The sequence below is a fragment of the Saprospira grandis genome (genome assembly GCF_027594745.1).
Classification (GTDB): Bacteria; Bacteroidota; Bacteroidia; order Chitinophagales; family Saprospiraceae; genus Saprospira; species Saprospira grandis.
On sequence record NZ_CP110854.1, the window covers coordinates 1,203,364 to 1,222,602 of the forward strand.

At 48.7% G+C, this 19,239-nt stretch carries 11 protein-coding genes; 10 read left to right on the top strand and 1 reads right to left on the bottom strand.

The window, feature by feature from the left end; translation table 11 throughout:
• Positions 1-49: 49 nt before the first annotated feature.
• From OP864_RS04695 to OP864_RS04725, 7 genes are all read left to right on the top strand, one after another.
• Positions 50-769, top strand: a complete 720-nt coding sequence (locus tag OP864_RS04695) for a BatD family protein (RefSeq protein WP_270100134.1) — start codon at positions 50-52, stop codon at positions 767-769.
• 191 nt (positions 770-960) lie between these two features.
• The gene (locus OP864_RS04700; RefSeq protein ID WP_270100135.1) at positions 961-2,712 is read left to right on the top strand and encodes a BatD family protein; all 1,752 of its coding nucleotides are present in this window, start codon (positions 961-963) and stop codon (positions 2,710-2,712) included.
• Complete coding sequence (locus tag OP864_RS04705) at positions 2,712-3,476, top strand: aerotolerance regulator BatD (protein ID WP_270100136.1); 765 nt, start codon at positions 2,712-2,714, stop codon at positions 3,474-3,476. The genes OP864_RS04700 and OP864_RS04705 overlap by 1 nt, the downstream gene beginning before the upstream one ends.
• A 271-nt stretch (positions 3,477-3,747) precedes the next feature.
• The gene (locus tag OP864_RS04710; RefSeq protein WP_270100137.1) at positions 3,748-4,479 is read left to right on the top strand and encodes a DUF4197 domain-containing protein; all 732 of its coding nucleotides are present in this window, start codon (positions 3,748-3,750) and stop codon (positions 4,477-4,479) included.
• Positions 4,480-4,601: 122 nt separating this feature from the next.
• Positions 4,602-6,503, top strand: a complete 1,902-nt coding sequence (locus OP864_RS04715; RefSeq protein ID WP_270100138.1) for a T9SS type A sorting domain-containing protein — start codon at positions 4,602-4,604, stop codon at positions 6,501-6,503.
• 229 nt (positions 6,504-6,732) lie between these two features.
• The gene (gene bshB1 / locus OP864_RS04720) at positions 6,733-7,449 is read left to right on the top strand and encodes a bacillithiol biosynthesis deacetylase BshB1 (RefSeq protein WP_270100139.1); all 717 of its coding nucleotides are present in this window, start codon (positions 6,733-6,735) and stop codon (positions 7,447-7,449) included.
• A gap of 162 nt (positions 7,450-7,611) precedes the next feature.
• Positions 7,612-10,143 (top strand): SPFH domain-containing protein, encoded by a 2,532-nt coding sequence (locus OP864_RS04725; RefSeq protein ID WP_270100140.1) that lies wholly within the window; start codon positions 7,612-7,614, stop codon positions 10,141-10,143.
• A 330-nt stretch (positions 10,144-10,473) separates the two neighbouring features.
• On the opposite strand, the gene OP864_RS04730 is transcribed toward OP864_RS04725, so the two are convergent.
• Positions 10,474-12,408, bottom strand: a complete 1,935-nt coding sequence (locus OP864_RS04730) for a S9 family peptidase (protein WP_270100141.1) — start codon at positions 12,406-12,408, stop codon at positions 10,474-10,476.
• Between the two features lie 337 nt (positions 12,409-12,745).
• Here OP864_RS04730 and OP864_RS04735 point away from each other — a divergent pair, with 337 nt between their 5' ends.
• The 3 genes from OP864_RS04735 (at position 12,746) to OP864_RS04745 (ending at position 19,093) form a co-directional block, all read left to right on the top strand.
• Positions 12,746-16,180 carry a caspase family protein gene (locus OP864_RS04735; protein ID WP_270100142.1) on the top strand — a complete coding sequence of 1,145 codons (3,435 nt, stop codon included), beginning with the start codon at positions 12,746-12,748 and terminating at the stop codon, positions 16,178-16,180.
• Positions 16,181-16,415: 235 nt separating this feature from the next.
• Complete coding sequence (locus OP864_RS04740; RefSeq protein ID WP_270100143.1) at positions 16,416-17,195, top strand: alpha/beta hydrolase family protein; 780 nt, start codon at positions 16,416-16,418, stop codon at positions 17,193-17,195.
• A 1,388-nt stretch (positions 17,196-18,583) separates the two neighbouring features.
• A complete protein-coding gene (locus OP864_RS04745; RefSeq protein ID WP_270100144.1) occupies positions 18,584-19,093 on the top strand; it encodes a hypothetical protein in 510 nt (169 codons plus the stop codon).
• The last annotated feature ends 146 nt before the right edge of the window (positions 19,094-19,239 follow it).

Below are 19,239 nucleotides of genomic sequence, written 5' to 3' on the forward strand. Positions count from 1 at the left end.
CAGGGCTTCCTTCTACCTTCTATTCTTCATTTTTAAATTCAACTGCATTATGAAAACGCTTTTTAGTACTTTGATGGGACTCTTTTTTGCACTTGGCCTAGGAGCCCAGTCGCCTACTATCTCTCTGGAAGTTCCTTATGATACCGTAGGGACCGAAGATGTTTTTCAATTGCACTACCATATTGAGCAGGGAGAGCAAGTAGAGTTCAAACAGCCCGATTTTGTCGACTTTGAGGTAATTGGCACATCTAGCAGCAGCCAAACCTCTATTATTAATGGCCAAAAGACCGCTAAAAAAACCTATAGCTTTAGCCTAAAGCCCCGCTATGCGGGCTATCTGGCCCTACCCTCCGCCACGGCCTATATTGATGGCCAGACTTATAGCAGCCCCAATGGGTCTGTATTTGTGGTAGAAGGAGCGCTAAGAGGCAACAGCAAAGGAAATATTTTTGGCAATTCGCCCTTTTCTAATGAGTCGCCTTTTGGCCAAGGCTTTAATATACAGCCCGATAACTTCAACTTTGATATGGAAGGCTTTGGCGATTTGAGCGATGGCCGCATGCAAGAACTGATGCAAAAACAAGAGGAACTCATGCGACGCTTGCAAAATCCCGATTCCCTGCTCAAACAACTAGATCCACAACTTAGAAATATGGACCAAGAATTTGAGGAGCTTTTTCGCCAAATGGAAGACCAATTTCCCGGTTTGCTTGGACCAGATGCCCCCAAAAAGAAACAACCCAAAGAGCAAAAAACCTATCGGCTTTAAGGGAGGCAGCCAAGCGCAACTTGGCCTAGCGATGCGGCGGGGTGGCCGAAGGCCAGACCGAGTTTTTTGAGCGTAGCGAAAAAAACGAAGGGCTGAGCAAACTTGCGAGCCCCAAAGCGTAGCGCCGCAGCTTGCTGCGGAGGCCCCAAATAAATAGATAAGTCAACAACTACCAGATTAAAACTACCGTTTTGAAAAGCTACCAACTAAGTCTACTTCTCCTTAGTTTTTGGGCCATGAGCAGCAGCTTGTTGGCCCAAAAAATCGCTTTTGTAGCCGATTGCAACGCCTCTAAGGTGGTGCTAGGCAATGCCTTCAGGCTCTCTTTTCGTTTAGAAAATGCCGAAATTAAGAAGATTCGATTTCCAGATTTTGAAGCCCAGGGCTTTCAAATTGTGGAGGGGCCTGTTAATGAGAGTCGATACACCAATATTAATGGCAACCGCTATACCTTTGAGGCCTATACCTTTAGCTTGGCCCCCAATAATGAGGGCAACTATACGATTGGGGCCGCAGAAGTGACCACCTATGGCGGTAAGGTCCTGAAAACCATGCCCGTTAAGATCAAGTGCGTGGCCCCAAGTAGTAGCAATGTACAAAGCCTAAATGACCACAACCTGCCCCCAGAATTGGCGGGGAAAGTGCTTTTTCGCCTCGAATGTGAAAATCAAGAAGCCGTGGTGGGCGAACAAATCCGACTCAATTATAAGGTCTACACCCAAATAGATATTTCTAATATTGAGCTGGTCAAGGAACCCGAATTTCCTAAAATGTATACCAGAGAATATCGCTTCTTTGACAAAGATCCTCGGGTGGAGGTCATCAATGGCCAACAATATGCCACGAAAATCATCTACTCTATGGGGGTTTTTCCAACCAAAAATGGCGAGCTGAGCATCCCCCCCGCCGAAATCCTAATTAGTGTGGGCCGACAAGATCCCCGCAATCCTTTTGCCAGCCGCAGCCTCAAACAATATCCCCTGCTCAGCCTGCCTAAAACAATTCCCGTTCGCTCGCTTTCTGGCCAAGATAAAGATTATACCGGGGCCGTGGGCGAATACGATATGGAGCTTTATCTGGAAAAAGATGAAATTACAACCGATGAAGCCCTAGAACTAGTGATGCGCATTCGAGGCCTAGGCGATATTAAACCCATCACGGCCCCGCCCGTCCATTTTAAGGAGGGCAGCTTTAAGATTTTGGAGGTCGAACAAAAAGAAGATATCCGAGAAGGGGGCCGAGGCATTGGCGGCGAAAAAACCTTTATCTATAAAATTGACCCGCAAGAAGTGGGGGATTTGAGCTTGCAGCCCAGCTTTGTCTACTTTGATGTGCGCGACCGAAAATTGATCCGCATAGACAGCAGTCTAGAGGTCAAGGTAAAACAAGGCAAACGCATCCTGAACCAAGAAGTAGCCGAAACAGCCGTAGATAGCAGCCAAGTATTGAGCATGCAAGCGGCCCTAAAATCGGCAAGTTGGCGGCCAACACCCCAGCCATTTTTTGGTACTTACCGCTTTTATCTGCTCAGTGTATTGCCCTTTTTGGCCTTTGGCGGATTCTATTTGCTCCTTTTGGGCCGAAAGAAAAGCCTAGCGCTCAAAGAAAAACAAGCCCTAAAAAATGCCCCTTACCGACATGCGAAGGAGCAGCTTCAACTAGCCAAAACAGCCCTAAAAACAGACAATGTAGGCGATTTCTACCGGGCCATTGAAGAGGCCCTAAAAGGCTATATCGGCCTGCAAATGAATATCCCTTTAGGCGAAAGAAGCAAAGAACGCCTGCAAACACTTTTGCCCGAAAAAGAAGCGCAGGAACTAGGCGAAATCCTTGAGCATTGCGAACAAGCCCTCTTTGCTGGCCAATCGCCCCATAAAACCATGGAAGAACAACTCAAACATAGCCAAAAGCTCATTAAACAACTCGAAAAACGCCTTGCCTAATGCTACGCCTTTTTAGCCTCATTTTGCTCCTTGCCGTAGCAGCCCCAAGCTGGGCCCAACTGCCCGACAGCTTGGCCAAACAGTTTGCTATTGGCTATGCCCATTATGAAAAAGGAGACTACGAAAAAGCCCTTTCTGCCTACCAAAAAGCAGCCTTGCCAGGCTATTGCTCTGCCGAATTGCAAAATAATTTGGGCCTGACCTACGAAAAATTAGGACAATATGGCCCCGCCGTACTCGCCTTCGAGCGCGCCCTCTTTTGCCAACCCCAATTTGGGCCCGCCCAAGCCAACCTTAAGGCCATTGCCAGCAAATTAAGCCGACCCAAAGCTCAAGAAAAAGCTGGCTTTATCTTCCAAACTTGGGACAATCTAGCCGCCGGCCTCGGTAGCCATTTCTGGGCCTATAGCTTCCTGTTTTTCCTCTTTTTGGCCGCCGGCAGCCTCGCCTACTACCTCTTTGTGCAACAGAAAAAAGGCAAAACTTGGCTGCTCATCCTACTTAGCCTGCTGCTGGCCTTCTTTAGTTTTATGCTCAGCCGCCGAGCCAATTATCTGCAATTTAACCGCCAATGGGCCGTCGTCATGAGCCCAGAAGCCGCCATCCTAGACCAACCCTCTATCCAAGGCAAAGAAGTAGAGCTGGTCGGCAGCGGAAATAAAGCCCTAATTCTAGAAGAAAAAGAAGATTGGTATTATGTTCGCTTGCCCAATGCCGTACAAGGCTGGATATCGGCCAAATTACTAGAAAAAGTACGCTCCTAATTTGGGGCCTCCGCAGCAAAGCTGCGGCGGTTACTCCTTTCAGTCGTCGAACTGCGCCCTAAAGGGCTTGTTGTCGTTTCGGGGCTCGCTGATTTTTTTGGGCCTCCGCAGCAAAGCTGCGGCGCTACGTTTCGGGGCTCGCTATTCGCTCGGCCCTGCGGCAGCAAAGCTGCCTGGGTCTGGCCTTCGGCCACCCCTACACATCGCTAGGCCTGCGGCGCTCCGCGCCTGCATAACGCAAAATATAAGACCTCTTAAAATACTTATCATCATGAAAAATATCTTTTCTCTAAGCCTCATGGCTGTCCTCATCCTCTTTAGCTTTAGTAGCTGCGATAGCCTACAATCTGCCCTAGATGAGGCCTCAAAACTCAATGGCGGAACCGCCGCCCTTACCCAAGCCCAAATTGGCGAAGGACTCAAGCAAGCCCTTAAGCAAGGGGCCAGCAAAGGAGCCAGCCAACTGGCCGCCCGCGACGGATTTTTTAAAAATCCTTCGGTCAAAATCCTCTTTCCCGCCGAGGCCAAACAAGTAGAAAGTCGCCTCCGTGCCCTTGGCGCTGGCAACCTAGTCGATGATGCCATCGAAAAACTAAACCGCTCGGCAGAAGATGCCTCCAAATCAGCTAAAGACATTTTTGTTAAGGCGATTACCCAAATGACCATCCAAGATGCTACGAATATCCTGATGGGCGACAAAGATGCTTGTACCAGCTATCTCAAAAGAACCACCTCCAACCAGTTGTACCAAAGCTTTCAGCCAGTCATCAAAAGATCATTGAATAAAACAGGTGCCCTAAACGCCTGGAACAATGTAATGACTCGCTACAATAAAATTCCACTGGTCCAAAAAGTGAACCCCGATCTAGATGATCATGTCACCAATAAAGCCATGGAAGGCCTATTCAAAATGGTCGAAAAAGAAGAGGCAAATATTCGCGCCAATCCCGTGGCCCGCGCTACCGACCTCATGAAAAAAGTCTTTGCCAAACAAGATAAGTAGCCTTTTTAAGCCCTACTTACGTTAGTAAAAAGAGAAGTCAGTTGATCCTCAACTGACTTCTTTTTTGTTACTTTTGAGCCCCTCGGAGCAAAATGCTCTAGCCTAGCCTAAAAATAGAATTTATGTTTTATCGCACGCTTTTATACCTTTTGATCTGCTGCCTAAGCAGCCCCGCACTCTTTGCCCAAGGAGTACAGCTGGTTCCACTAGAAGAAAATTTGGCCCTCAAAAAAAGAAGCCAACTCAAAAATAATCAGGTCTGCCCCAACCTCCAACTGAGCCTCCCCTTCTTCGAGGATTTTGCCAATAACCCCAATGGCATTTACCCCGATTGTAGCCGCTGGCAAGATAATCAAGCTTATATCAATGATCAGTTTGGCTATTTGCCCCCCAGCTTAGGAGTAGCCACTCTAGACGGTTTGGACCAAACTGGCGCTCCCTATGATGCCAATGCTAGCGTCTCTATCCCTGAAGCCGCCGATACCCTTACTTCTCAAGCTATAGACCTAGACAACCGCAACCTAAGCGACCAAATTGTCCTGAGCTACTTCTATCAGCCCCAAGGCTGGGGCGACCGGCCCGAAGAAGGCGACTCCCTGCTGCTGGAGTTTTTGGACCAAAACGGCAACTGGCAAGCCGTCCGGGCCCATGCTGGGGTGCCCAGCTCCCTCTCTACTACCGACCTCATTGACTTTGAAGAAGAATTGGTGGTCCTCGATACCCAATTCCTACATGCTAATTTTCAATTCAGATTTAGAAATTTAGCCACTATTACCGGAAGTAACGACCACTGGAACCTCGATTATATTTATCTAGATGCCAACCGCGATACCAGCCAAGCTAGCAATTATGCCGATGTGAGCTTTCGCATGCGACCAAAATCTCCTCTGGCCCCCTATACCGCAGTGCCTTGGCGCCATTTTGATAATACCCTTTGGTCCGATTCTGTTGTGATGCAGTGCTTTAATCATAATGGCCTATCGGGTACCCTAGACCGCAGATACCAAGTTTATGATAGCGCACAAACAGGCTTTTTGTTACTCAATAGCCAAGTGCCCGCAACCACCTATGCCCCTAGCCCCAACGCAGACGATGACTATCGAGACCTTAGCCTAAATGCTTTTTCGCCCTTTTTGCCTAGCCAAACTACAGAGCTCATCAGCCGCTATATTATTGAAAACCCTAGCGATTTTCAATCTGCAGCCCGCTATCAGGCCAATGATACCGCCTACCTAAAAACCCAACTCTCGAACTATTTTGCTTATGATGATGCCTCGGCAGAAATGCGCATTATTGTCCAAGGAATTGGAACCCAACTAGCCGTAGCTTTTCAGGCCCAAGTAGATGATACCCTCAGAGGCATCTATTTTCATTTGCCCTATTTTACCAACCGAGATGCAGAACTCGACTTTATCAATGTTAAGGTTTGGGAAGACTCTGCGGGCGTTCCTGGTCAAGAACTCTTTTCTAAGGATATTTATAAATTGCGTTATGTAGAGGGCTTTAATGGCTTTCATTATATGCCCCTCAGTGATTTTGCCGATAGCCTAACGCCTATCGCCCTGGCCGCCGGTAGCCGCTTTCATATTGGCTGGCAACAGGCCTCTAGTACACCAGTTCCAGTAGGTTTTGACCGAAATAACAGCGATGCCGAAGCCTTTACTCATGTCAAAGTAGGAGGAAATGCTTGGCAGGATCTGGCCCTAGGCGGCGCCGTAATGATTCGGCCAGTACTTAGCCCCTCTGCTAATCCGGTGATTGTGTCTAGTACAACAACATTAGCCCCAAAAACAACATTAAACTGGAAGGTATTCCCCAACCCACTAGCAGAAGTTTTGATGATAGAAGGACTAGAAGAACGACCCCAGGCAGAGCTCCAACTCTATAATAGTTTGGGCCAGTTGGTGGCCCAAAGTCCCGCCCAAAGCCGCTGGACCCTCCCTCAACTCCCCAGCGGTATTTATTATCTTTCGGTTTGGGAAAATGGCCAATGCCTAGGCAGTAAAAAGCTATTACAACCCTAAGCCCCATTTGCTGTTAAAGCGCTTTGGGGCGGCTTGGCCGCCTTGGCCGAAGGCCAAATGGCCCAGCGCTGCGGCGGGGTGGCCGAAGGCCAGACCAAAGGCGAAACGAAGTGGAGCCTGAAGGGCCGAGCAGACCTGCGAGCCCCAAAGCATAGCGGCGGCCGCCCTACTATAAAGGGCGGCCGCGGGCCCCAAAATACCCTAAAAAAAACTACATAAAACATCTAAAATGAAAGTTGATATTCTTGCCATTGGCGCACATCCCGACGATATTGAAATTTCTTGCTCCGGCACCCTTTTGCACCATATTTCATTGGGGCATAAGGTAGGGCTGTTGGACCTCACCGCTGGAGAATTGGGCAGCCGAGGCACTGCCGAAATTCGCCTAAAAGAAGCTCATGCCGCCTCTCAACTCATGGGGGCCAGCTTTAGAGCCAACCTAGGCTTTGCCGACGGATTTTTTGAGCACAAGCAAAGCAATATTCTGGAAATTGTGCAGATGATCCGATTGACCCAGCCCCGAATCGTCTTGGCCAACTCTATCCATGACCGCCACCCCGACCATGGCCGGGCCGCTAAACTCATTGCCGATGCCTGCTTTTATGCCGGTTTGCGCCGAATTGAGACCGAATGGGAGGGCCAAGCACAAAATGCCTGGCGACCAGAAGTCGTCTACCACTATATCCAAGATTATAACCTAAAACCCGATTTTGTCTTTGATATTAGCCCCTATATGGACAAAAAAATGGAGCTGATTCAAGCCTTTAAATCACAGTTCTACGACCCCAATTCTACCGAACCCCAAACGCCCATTTCTTCCGCAGAATTTTTGGAGTTCGTCCGAGCAAAAAATGCCACCTACGGCCGCCCCGCGGGCTTCCATTATGCCGAAGCCTTTACCGTAAACCGCAGCATTGGAGTAGATAATCTGTTCTCGATTAAATAGCTTTTAAGCTAGCAAAAGCCGCAAGCCTCATCCGCTTGCGGCTTTTTTTTTATTTTTTTTCTTGGCCTTGGAACTTATCCCAAAAGCTTTGAGTTCTGCTGCTGTCTACACTTAGTTTAGATATTAAACTAAGTCCATGTTTAACCTCAAAATCATTTTATTATGGGAGACAGCCGCGAACGCGATTTAGTCCTCGCCCCCAACGAGTACGCCTTTATTTCTGACCAAACCAAGGGGAATGTAATTACTTATGTAGGGCCTTATAAAACCAGTATGGCCAATACAGACAAGCCCGTTTTTTTTAATAAAAAGACGAAAGCCTTTGACATTTGCAATTTGGATGGTTCTATTCAGACCTTTTGCACGGCCCCAGAAGGCTGGTATATTATCCTGAAAAACCCTGCAATTGATAATAAACCGCCCCAGATTGGGACCTCCAACCAGCTTTCTTCTTTGCAGATTGGACGCAAGGTCAATTTACCTGGTCCCAACTTTTTTGCGCTTTGGCCTGGCCAAATGGCTGAAGTTTTAGAGGGCCATCATCTGCGCTCCAATGAGTATTTGCTGGTCCGTGTCTATGAAGAGGAACAAGCCCGCGCCAATTGGGATAATGCCGTAATTACGCCTCAACATACCCAGCCCGAAGGCCTAGAAGAAGAGCAACAAGCCAATGATAGCATTGATGCCAACCGCCTCAGTATGGGCCAATTGCATGTGATCAAAGGGACCAATGTTTCTTTTTATATTCCTCCCACCGGAATTGAAGTGCTCCGAGACAAAAAAGGAAATTATGTCCGCTCTGCCGTCACTTTGGAGCGCCTAGAGTATTGTATTCTACTCGATGAAGATGGCAATAAACGCTATATCCAAGGACCCGATGTGGTCTTTCCTCGCCCCACCGAACGCTTTATTGAGAAAAATGGCAGCCGCAAGTTTAAGGCGATAGAACTAGATGAAAATAGCGGGATTTATGTCAAAATTATTGCTCCCTATACCGAAAATGGCCAAAGTTATAAGGTGGGCGACGAGCTCTTTATTACGGGCCGAGAACAAATGATTTATTTCCCCCGCCCAGAGCAAGCCCTGATCAAATATGGGGAACAGGAAATCTATCAAGCGGTGGCCATCCCCCCCGGCGAGGGCCGCTATGTATTGAACAGAAAGAGCGGAAAAATCAGCCTGCAAAAAGGGCCCGCCATGTTTTTGGCCGACCCCAGAGAGGAGATGATTTTGCGCCGTATCCTTAGCCCCAAACAAGTAGAGCTTTGGTTCCCCGGCAATCAAGAGGCCCTGCAATATAACCTCCAACTGCAAGAGCTCTCTAAACAACAGCAGGCCCGCCTGCGCAAAGCCTCCAAAAAGCGGAATAAACTCAATTTACCGCCCATGGCCCAACAACAACAGGCCCTGATTGATATGGATTTCTCGGAGGAAAATGAAGAAGAAGGCGAAAGCGTCTATGAAGGCATCGTTAGCAATTCTTTTTCTAGAAGCCGACAACCCCAAAATAACAATAGCCTGGTCCTCGATAGTAAGTATGAAGGGGCTGTTACTATTGATGCCTGGACCGGCTATGCCGTTTTGGTCACCAGCAAATTAGGCGACCGCAAAGTGGTGGTGGGCCCAAGCACTTATCTACTCGATTATGATGAGGTTCTACAGGGCATTGAGCTCTCTACAGGCACCCCAAAATCTGATGCAAAGCTAATGAGAACGGTCTATCTCCGCATTCTCAATAATAAGGTGTCTGATTTGGTGCGGGTAGAAACTGCCGACTTCTGCGAGCTGGATATCCACCTCTCTTATCGAGTCAATTTTACGGGAGATCCCGAAAAATGGTTCAATGTGGAGAATTATGTCAAGTTCCTCACCGACCACCTCCGCTCGGTCCTCCGAAATGCCATTAAGCAGTATAATTTGGCCGATTTTTATGCCGAAGGGATTGCCGAATTGCGCAATATCGTCCTAGGTAGCCGCCCCGAAGGCGAAGAGCAGGATAGCCGCCGCCCCGGCCGCCTATTTACCGAAAATGGCATGCACATTTATGAGCTGGAGGTCCTCGATATCGAGATTCTGGATGAGGAAATCCAAGAGCTACTTTTTGCTAGCAAGCACCAAGATATTCGCAGCCAGCTAGAGCTAGACAATAAGCGAAAGGAGTTGCTCTATAGCCAAGAAGCAGAAGAAATGGCCCAGAAAATCGCCGCTAGCCGCTCTAAAACGAAGCAGTTTGCTCTCGAGCTCCAAGAGGCAGAAGAAAAACAGGCCCAAATGCTCAAGTTGGCGAGCCAAGCGGCCCGCATTGATCTAGAACGCCAAGAACTTACAGCCCAAATGGAGATGCAAGAAAAGGCTCTCAATATTGCCCGACTACAGCGCCAAGATGAGGAAGAAGCCGGCCTACTCCAACTCGAACTCAAGAAGGGAGCCCTAGAACAACGCCTCAAAGAATTGGAGGGCGAAGTGCAGGCGGTGGTCCAAAAAGCCGAGGCCGTTAGCCCCGATCTGATCGCGGCCCTACAAGCCTTTGGCGACAAAGCCCTGGCCGAAAAAATGGCCGAAAGCATGGCCCCGCTCTCTATTATCGGCGGCAAAAGTATTGTCGAGGTCTTTGGCAATCTGCTGGCCGGCAGTCCCCTCTCCTATCTGCTAGATAAAAAAGGAGAAACTCAGGATCCCGGTTTAGAGGAGTAGGTTTTGGGGCCTCAGCTGCGGTTACTCCCTTTGGTCGTCGAACTGCAGACTAAAGTCCTTGTTATCGTTGCGCAGCTCGCTGCTGTTTTGGGGCCTCCCGCCTTCGGCGGGCGCTACGTTTCGCAGCTCGCAGGTCTGCTCGGCCCTGCGGCCTGACGGCCTTGGTCTGCGGCTGCGCCGCACTGCTCCACATCGCTAGGCTAGTTCTGCGGCCCAAGGCCGCAGCTGGGCCGAACCAGCTAGGCAAAACCCTTTTACTGGCCCTAGCATAAGCAAAGCGCCCCGCTGCCAATGGCAGCGGGGCGCTCTTTTTGGCCCAAAAGTCAGGCCTTAATCCTTAGCTAAATGCTTGGCCAAAAAGCTTTGCATTCGTCCATAAAACTCAAAGCGGTTTTCCTCATTTCGGAAGCCATGGCCCTCGTTTTCCTTAAGGATGTACTCTACCTCGACTCCTCTTGCCTGTAAGGCCGCCACCATTTGGTCCGATTCCGCCTGATTGACCCGAGGGTCTTTGGCCCCCTGCGCAATCAATAAGGGCGCCTTGATTTTATCCACATGAAAAACAGGAGATGTGGCCCGCATCCGAATACTGTCGGCCTCATTGCTAGGGTCGCCTACCATTTCATGTAGCATTTTGCGGTAGGGCTCCCAATAGGGCGGAATCGTCTCCATAAATGTAAAGAGGTTAGACACCCCCACATAATCTATAGCACAGGCATATTTCTCTGGACTAAACGTAATGCCCGCCAAACTACAATAGCCCCCATAACTTCCGCCATAAATGGCCACTCGATCAGGGTCGGCAATGCCTTCCCGCACCAACCAATCTACTCCATCACTGACATCATCTTGCATTTTGAGGCCCCACTCCTTAAAAGAAGCTTCCCAGAATTTGCGGCCATAGCCCGTACTTCCTCTAAAATTGACCTGCAAAACGGCATAGCCTCTATTGGCCAAAAACTGCACTTCTGGGTTAAAGGTCCAGACATCTCTGGCCCAAGGCCCCCCATGTGGATTAACCACCACAGGCAAGTTTTTTGGCGCCTTGCCCTTGGGCAAGGTAAGGTAACCATGAATCTGCCAGCCATCTCGGCTGCGGTAGCTAATTGGACGCATTTCCGCCAATTGATTGGCGGGGAGCCAGGGACTCACCTCCGCTATTTTGCGCAACTCCTTTTGGTCCAAATCATAGAAATAATAGGCCCCCAAAGAACGATCGCTATAGGTGCGGACAATAAACTTGTTTTCTTCTTCATTGGTGCTGCTCAATACAATCTCCAAATCGGGCAAAAGACTTTCTAAATGCTTATAAATGGCCGCCACCTGAGGGTCCAGAAAATGATACTCTCGCTTCCAACTAATATAGGAAATGGTGCTCAGGGCCTTGCGCTTACGGGAATAAGACATATAAGAAACATTGACCTCGGGATGCTCAAAGATGAGCTGACTCTCCTTGGCCGTTTTTAAATCAAACTTGACCACTGCCGTTTTATCTCGGCCCAAATCAGAGAGGGCGTAGATTTCCTCCTTGCCTTCAAAATCAAAGTAAAGCGGGTAGAGTGTTTCCTTAAACGAAGTATTAAGGACCAAACGGAAACTATCTTTTTCACTCTTCCGATAGAGCAAACTACTATTTACCCCATCGGTAGCAATAGCGAGGCGGAGCCGCCCCTGATGGTCCGTTTTCCAACTCGTAATATTACCCGGGTTTTCGGCCAAGAGTTCTAGCTCTGCCGTTTGGATATTGAGGCGGTAGGGGTCAAAAACTTGGGGGTTGCGTTTATTCATCCCAATAATGAGATGTTGTTCATCGCTGCGGAGATCATCAATAATTTCTACCCGAACATTATCGAAGGGTGTGAGATCTACCTCCTTCTGGCCCCTTCGGTCTACCGAAAAGAGATGAAAGTTTTCATCTCCGCCTTGGTCCCGCACATAGACCAAGCGATCATTATTGGCCCAAAAGAAGCCAGAAAGATCACGGTCGGTCACCTTGGTGAGGCGCAAAGGAGCTTGCTTCTGAGCGACATCTTGGACAAAGATGTTTTTGCGGTTTTCATAAGGAGCCAAATAGGCCATATACTCCCCATTTGGAGATAACTTATAGGCACTACTAGCGGGATTTCGGAAAAAGTCTTCTAAGGGAATTAAGTTCTCGTTCTTTTGCATATCAACTTCCTTTTCGGGGGCTGGATTTTTAAATAGGCAACTACTGCCAAGCAGAAGCAGCAGTAGGCTAAGTATTTTGATTGAATAGCTATTCATTGGTCTTCATTGAGTAAAGCAGTTAGTTTTGCGAGGCTTAGCTATTCTAATGTAGACTTTAGTATTGGTATATTGCAGTTCTTTAGACTAAAAAAAGATTTCTCTAGACTTAAGCCCGCTCTTTTTTGGTCCATTTTGCGGTGGACAGGCGGCGAAGCCGCCGCAAAGGAGCGCAGCGACGCGGCTGAGGGATGGATAGCAGTGGCCCAAAGGGCCAGACCCAGCCGCCAAAGGCGGCGCAGGGCCGAGCAGACCTGCGAGCTGCGACACAGCCCGACCCGGCCGAAGGGCGGGGCAGCCCCAAAATAAGAGCATAAAGCTTTGCTAAATAAGAAACATGATGATGCGTTATTTCCTATTCTTGCTCCTGCTTTGGAGTAGTGGGTCCCTTTTGGCCCAAACAGAAGATATTGAATTGGTGGTGAGCCAAGGCCACCACAGTAATGTCCGAGCCCTTGCCTTTTCGGAAGATGGGCGTTTTTTGGCCACGGCTGGCGATGACCGCAGCCTGCGCATTTGGTCGATGCGGCTACAGCAAGAATATAAGGTCCTTTGGGGACATAAGGCGGCTATTACGGATGTGGGCTTTTCTAAAGATGGGCAGTTTCTGGCCTCTGTGGGCAGTCGGCTGCTCTGTATATGGTCTATGCCTGAAGGCAAACTTTTGCATCAGATGGAGGTAGATGCCCTGAGCAAACGCCTGCAATTTTCGGAGACTAAGGCAGGACATGTTATGGCCCGACTGCCCGAGGGCATGGCCTGGGTAGATTTAAAAACAGGGGCCATAGACTACAGCCTAAAGCCCTTTATGCGAAATTGGAGCAACTGGATTTTGGGACAAAAAACAGCCCGTGTGATTATTCCAGAACGGCCCGATAGCATTTGGGCCTATAGCCTCGAGGGCCAAAGAAAACAACTATTTGTAGGTAAAGGAAGCTATTATAAGCTGCTGCTTTCGCCCAATGAGGATTATCTGGCAGCCTATTCGGGCAGCCGTCTGGCCGTAGATGTTTGGGACTATAAGAGCGGAAAATTGATTGGCAGTATTGAGGGGCTTGGCCCACTACAAGACTTTTGTTTTGATATGGCGGGGCAGCGGCTCTGGATTATGGACCTACATGCCGAATGCAGGGTCTATAGCTGCCCTAAACTCCAAATGGAGCTAATTGTCAATAAAAAGAGCTGGGGGCAAGAAGGCCTTGGCCAAGGCGATTTGGTACAGGTAAATATTGGTCAGCAGATTCGCCCCAGCCCCAATGGGCAGTTTATGGGGCTGGCCATTACTCGCACCGAAGTGAACCGCAAGACGAGCAAGATGAATGACCTCAGAGGAGTCCAACTAGTCGATGCCCAAACGGGCAAAGAAAGGGGCCTATTTAAGGGGCATTTTAAGTGGATTACCCAGCTAGGTATCTCGCCCAAAGGCGATAAACTCCTCTCCATCAATATGGGCAAAACCCGAGGGCTGCGCTCTTGGACCATCCAAAAAGGAGAAATTGAACGCTATATCCATAGCTCCCAAAGCCTTAGCCAAAGCCAAGATAAAAAACAACTGGCCCTACTCGAGTTTCAGGAAAAAGCTCAGCCAGAACTAACGGTCTATCAGCTCCCTAGTTTTAGAAAGCTAGCCAAGAAGAAGCTCGACAATTGCAGCGCCTTTGCCCTAAGTGGCGATGGTAAAAAAATAGCGGCCCTACAAGTAGATGTTAATCTCAAAAACCCTTTAAACAACCGCTTTTATTACTCTATATGGAAGCTACCCAACTACAAACTAGAACAAGAAATTGAGATCGAATCTAAGGAATCTGCCCTACCCATATTTAAAAGTCTATTGCTTGATTCTGCTGGCGATTACCTTCTTGCTGCCGCCCAAAACCAAGCCTACAGCCTAGAGCTAAGCAGCCAAAAACGCATCCGATTTGCCCTGCCTAGCTCGGCTACTTATTGGCGAATGCTCTGCCTGCACCCACAACAGCCCGCCCTACTCTTTGCGGTCACGGAGGTGGTCTATAATCAGGAGGAAAAAAGAGTGGAGGAGCTCAGCAAGCTGCTGCTCTACAACTATAAAACAGGCGAACTCATCGAGGAAGTAAGCAGCCCCAAAGAGGGGGTTATCCAAAGCGCAACCTTTAGCCCAGATGGTCAATACCTACTCACGGGGCAAACGGCCTATCAGGCGGTCATCAACTTTGATGTGCTGCTCTGGGATTGGCCCCAAAAACAACTGCTCTGCCAATTTAAAGGGCATAATGGCGGCATCAATGACCTGGCCTTTGACCCCCTAGGCAAAAAGGCCTATAGCTGCTCAGAAGATGGATTGATTAAGGCCTGGGATATAGAAAAATGTGCCCTAGACGCTTCTTTTATTGGCTATAATGAATTGGATTACCTCATTATCTCGCCCGAAAATTACTATAAAACTAGCCGAAGCAATACCGCTGGCCTTGGCTTTCGATATGCCGGCGACCTCTATACCTACGATCAGTTTGACCTCCGATTTAACCGCCCAGATAAGGTCCTCGCCCCCTTTAGCGATGCCCCTCGCAAACTAAATATCTATACCAAGGCCTGGAAAAAAAGAGTGCGGCGACTCGGCTTTACCGAGGAACAACTAGAGCAAGAGCTAGACCTGCCCCAACTTCAAATTGTCAATCAATTGCAGCTCCCCATTTTTGTAGAAGATAGCCTCATCCATTTCCAAATTACCGCCTTTGACCAGCAACAGGCCCTAAAAAAACTGCGCATCTTTGTCAATGGCGTGCCCTACCCCAATGCAGAAGGCATCGAGCTAAACAACAGCCCTGGCGATAGCCTGCGCCAAGAACTAAGTATTCCACTAGGCCAAGGCCCCAATAAAATTCAACTCTCGGTGGTCAATGCCGCAGGCCTAGAAAGTGCCAAACAGAGCTTTCAACTGGCCTACCAACCCAAAGAGAAACAAACTAGTCAACTCTACTTTTTGGGCCTTGGAGTCAGTGAGTTTAAAGATAGTAGCCGCAACCTAAAGTACCCCCAAAAAGATGCCCATGACCTGGCCCAAACCTTAGCCGAAGCCCAAGAAAAAGGACAGTTCCAGCAACTTTTGCTCGACCCTAATATGCCCATAGAACAACTGCAAAAAAGCGCTAGAGACTTTATGGAGCAGGCCAAAATCAATGACCAAATTGTCTTTTATATCTCTTCGCATGGCCTGCTAGACGATAGCCTGAACTACTACCTAGCCCTCCCCAATAGCCAATTTGATCAGCCCCAAAATGGAAGCTGGGCCTATGATAATATAGAGCAATTACTGGATGGGCTACCCTGCCGCAACCGCCTGCTCCTGCTCGATGCCTGCCATTCTGGGGAAGTGGATAAGGAGGTAGAAACCGAGAAGAAATCGGTCAGCAGCTTTGCCCAAAACATACTCAAAAGAAGCAAGTCGGGCAGTACCCTGATCCGCCCCAAAACGGGACTCAACAACTCTTTTGCCTATATGAAGGCCCTTTTTTCGGACCTAGAACAGCAGAGCGGGGTCACGGTTATTTCTGCCGCTGGCGGCTTCGAACTGGCCTATGAATCGGATGAATGGGGCAACGGCCTCTTTACCTACGCCCTTTTGGAGGGCATCAAAAGCAAGAAAGCCGACCTCAATAATGATGGCCAAATTCCTATCCTCGAGCTGCGAGACTTCCTCAGCCTCAGGGTGCTAGAGCTCAGTCAGGGCCAACAGCAGCCCACCGCCCGCCAATCCAATGTTTTCAATAACTTTATCCTTTACCGTTATGATTAGTTTCTTTTCTTTTGGGGCCTCCGCCTCCCTTCGGTCGTCGGCGCTACGTTCCGGGGCTCGCAAGTCTGCTCGGCCCTTCGGCGGCTTGGCCGCCTCGGTCTGCGGCTGCGCCGCCCCCCTCCACATCGCTAGGCCAAAACCAAAAACTGCCCTAGGGGCAGCCAAAGAGGGCCTTTCGGCCCTCCCACTAAATGCGCCTAATAGGGCCCAACAGGCTGGCAGGTCGCCCCTTATTTTGGGCCTTTTACTGCTGTTGTTCTTGGGCCTAGTTCCCGCCTGCCAGCCTGCTCAATCAGCAGAGGCAGAACCCGCCCCCCTCCTAGCAGATAGTAGCCAAACAGACAGTTTGCCCCCAAGCCAACTCCCCCCCGCTATTCGCCAAGGGCCACAGCCTCGGCTAGCCCAGTTTAGCGACAGTCTGACGACCCTAAGTATTGGGGGGCATAAGGTGGATATACAACTCCCTAGGGCCGCCTTTAAGGGCAGTATCATTATTTTGCCTGGCTATAATTTCCCGAAGGAGGATGCCTGCCAGAAAGCTCCCCTCTTTTGCCAGACCTTTTTGGAGGCGGGTTATCTACTCATTATGCCTGAAATGGGACGCTCCTTATATAGTAGTCAGTATTTTCCAGAAACCCAGGCTCGTTACAAGCGCTATCCCGACCAAAACTGGGTCCTAGATAGTCTGCTCCCTCATTTGCAGCTAGAATATGGGCTATTAGTAGATGGGCAAGACAATTTCTTAGTGGGCATTTCTACTGGGGGCCGAGGGGCTGCTCTTTTGGCCTTGGCTGCGCCCGAGCGTTGGACCGCAGTGGCCAGCCTGTCTGGAGACTTTGACCAAAGCCAGATACCCAATGATGGACTGATGCGCAACTTTTATGGACCTTACAAACAATTTAGTCAGCGCTGGAAAATGGTGGATAATGTTATTGCTCGCATAGACGACTGGCAAACGCCTATCTTTATTGGGCATGGCGGAGCCGATAAGGTGGTCCCCCCCCGCCCAGTCTAAACAACTCTTTGATAGCTTACAAAGTCGTTTAGATCAGGAGCTACTCTATTACTCTGCGCCCCCCAAGGCCGAGCACAACTATGCTTATTGGGAAGCTGAGGCCAAAAATATACTGGCCTTTTTTCAGTCATTGCCTTAGCGGGCTGTTTTTTGTCCTGATTTATACTTTGCCCCCTAGTTGCTTGCAGCGGCTAGGGGGCTTTGTTGTTTGGGCTATGCGCTAGCTGAGACTATTTAAAATATGCTGCATTTCTTTTTTATCGCCTAGGGACAAGCCGAGACTGTTTAAAATTTTGTGTTTCTCCTTTTGCTGCCTAGGGACAAGCCCCTAGGCTAGCTTTTTCAGACAGCCCTCTAAAGAGGGCCTTTGGATAAGGTTCTTCTCTGCGATAATAACTAAACAAGGCCTTGTATACCAACAGTTGAGGCCCTCAAAGAGGGCTGACTCCATTGGATTAGCCTAGGGGCTTGTCCCTAGGCGATTATTGGCTGAATCCTAACAAGCTAAAGGCCCAAATTTTATTCGGATACACAAAATCCTGAATAGTCCCGACAAGCCCCTAGGCTAGCTTTTCGGACAGCCCTCTGCGAGGGCCTTTATTTTATTCCAACATACAAAATATTGAGGTTCCCCCTCGGAAGGGGTTACTCTAGCCCTCAAGAGGGGTTACTCTACCCCTCGAAAGGGGTTAATCTACCCCTCAAGAGGGGTTACTCTACCCCTCGAAAGGGGTTACCCTACCCCTCGAAAGGGGTTACCCTACCCCTCGAAAGGGGTTACTCTACCCCTCGAAAGGGGGTGCTCTACCCATCGAAAGGGGGTGCTCTACCCATCGAGAGGGGGTGCTTTACCCATCGAGAGGGGGTGCTCTACCCATCGGGAGGGGGTGCTCTACCCATCGGGAGGGGGTGCTCTACCCATCGGGAGGGGGTGCTTTACCCATCGAGAGGGGGTGCTTTACCCATCGAGAGGGGGTGCTTTACCCATCGAGAGGGGGTGCTTTACCCATCGAGAGGGGGGTGCTTTACCCATCGGAAGGAAAATACTAGCAATAAAGAGGGGTAGATGGATTTAAATTAAAGGCAATATAAAAACAGTTATTGACTCCTTTATATCACTAAAGCTGAGCAACTTTTACAACCTTCTGACTGATAGCAATGCGCAGGCCCTCAGCTAGAAATAGTCCTTAAAACAACTGCTAATAAGATCCAAAACTCTATAAAACACAAAAAAATAGCCTATTAAAGTATTTTTTATTAGTTATAACTTGCATCTTAAAATTATTTACCCTATGTTTATAACATAGACAACATAAGAGCACATTATTTTTACTAAAGAGCTCTAGTTGTTAGACATCTAATTATTAATCAAATAAATACCTAGTACTATGTCTAGAAGAAACATGATTAGCATTGAATTGCTTGCGGCTACGGTCCAGCAAGTTCAGAGCGCATTTGAGACTATTGAGCAGTTGCTTGATGGTCATGTTGTAAACATCAGCCCGGAGGACCGTCAGCGTTATGGGAGTGTAGATGAGCAGGCCAAACTATTTATCTTTAAGGCGCATGATTTTTATCGGGCCAAGGGGCAGTTGCTTCCGAGCTACTTTGATACTGTGGAGTATGAAAAAGACTTTGAGGGGCGTAAACTATTTGAGCGTTTTGAACAAAAGGCGGTAGAATTACAGGAAAAAATTCGCGACACTCGGACGCTTTTGGATTATGATACCCTTCAGTATTCTTACAGTCTATATCGCCATCTAAAGAACATGAGCCAAGAAGACATTCCGGGCATTGATTTTTGGCTAGAGGAGATGTCTCAGTTTTTCAAGCGTAGCACTAACAATGGTTTGGAAGAACAGAGCAATGATGAGGCGGAGCCGCCTATTGTTGACTAACTAGTTTTAGTTGTTTAATCTGTGGTTTATAAATTGGTTACAGGCAAGCTCTACTTTTGTGGGGCTTGTTTTTTTTGTGGGTTGAGGAGGCGGCAGCCATGGCCCGCAGGGCCAAACGGCCACAACAAAGCCTTTAGGCTGTCTTC

What these genes read in the sequence shown, in the direction of transcription:
- bshB1 (WP_270100139.1), top strand. Translation starts at nt 6,733, where the DNA reads ATGAAAGTTGATATTCTTGCCATTGGCGCACATCCCGACGATATTGAA.
- OP864_RS04730 (WP_270100141.1), bottom strand. Translation starts at nt 12,408, where the DNA reads ATGAATAGCTATTCAATCAAAATACTTAGCCTACTGCTGCTTCTGCTT.
- OP864_RS04705 (WP_270100136.1), top strand. Translation starts at nt 2,712, where the DNA reads ATGCTACGCCTTTTTAGCCTCATTTTGCTCCTTGCCGTAGCAGCCCCA.
- OP864_RS04735 (WP_270100142.1), top strand. Translation starts at nt 12,746, where the DNA reads ATGATGATGCGTTATTTCCTATTCTTGCTCCTGCTTTGGAGTAGTGGG.
- OP864_RS04715 (WP_270100138.1), top strand. Translation starts at nt 4,602, where the DNA reads ATGTTTTATCGCACGCTTTTATACCTTTTGATCTGCTGCCTAAGCAGC.
- OP864_RS04695 (WP_270100134.1), top strand. Translation starts at nt 50, where the DNA reads ATGAAAACGCTTTTTAGTACTTTGATGGGACTCTTTTTTGCACTTGGC.
- OP864_RS04725 (WP_270100140.1), top strand. Translation starts at nt 7,612, where the DNA reads ATGGGAGACAGCCGCGAACGCGATTTAGTCCTCGCCCCCAACGAGTAC.
- OP864_RS04710 (WP_270100137.1), top strand. Translation starts at nt 3,748, where the DNA reads ATGAAAAATATCTTTTCTCTAAGCCTCATGGCTGTCCTCATCCTCTTT.
- OP864_RS04745 (WP_270100144.1), top strand. Translation starts at nt 18,584, where the DNA reads ATGTCTAGAAGAAACATGATTAGCATTGAATTGCTTGCGGCTACGGTC.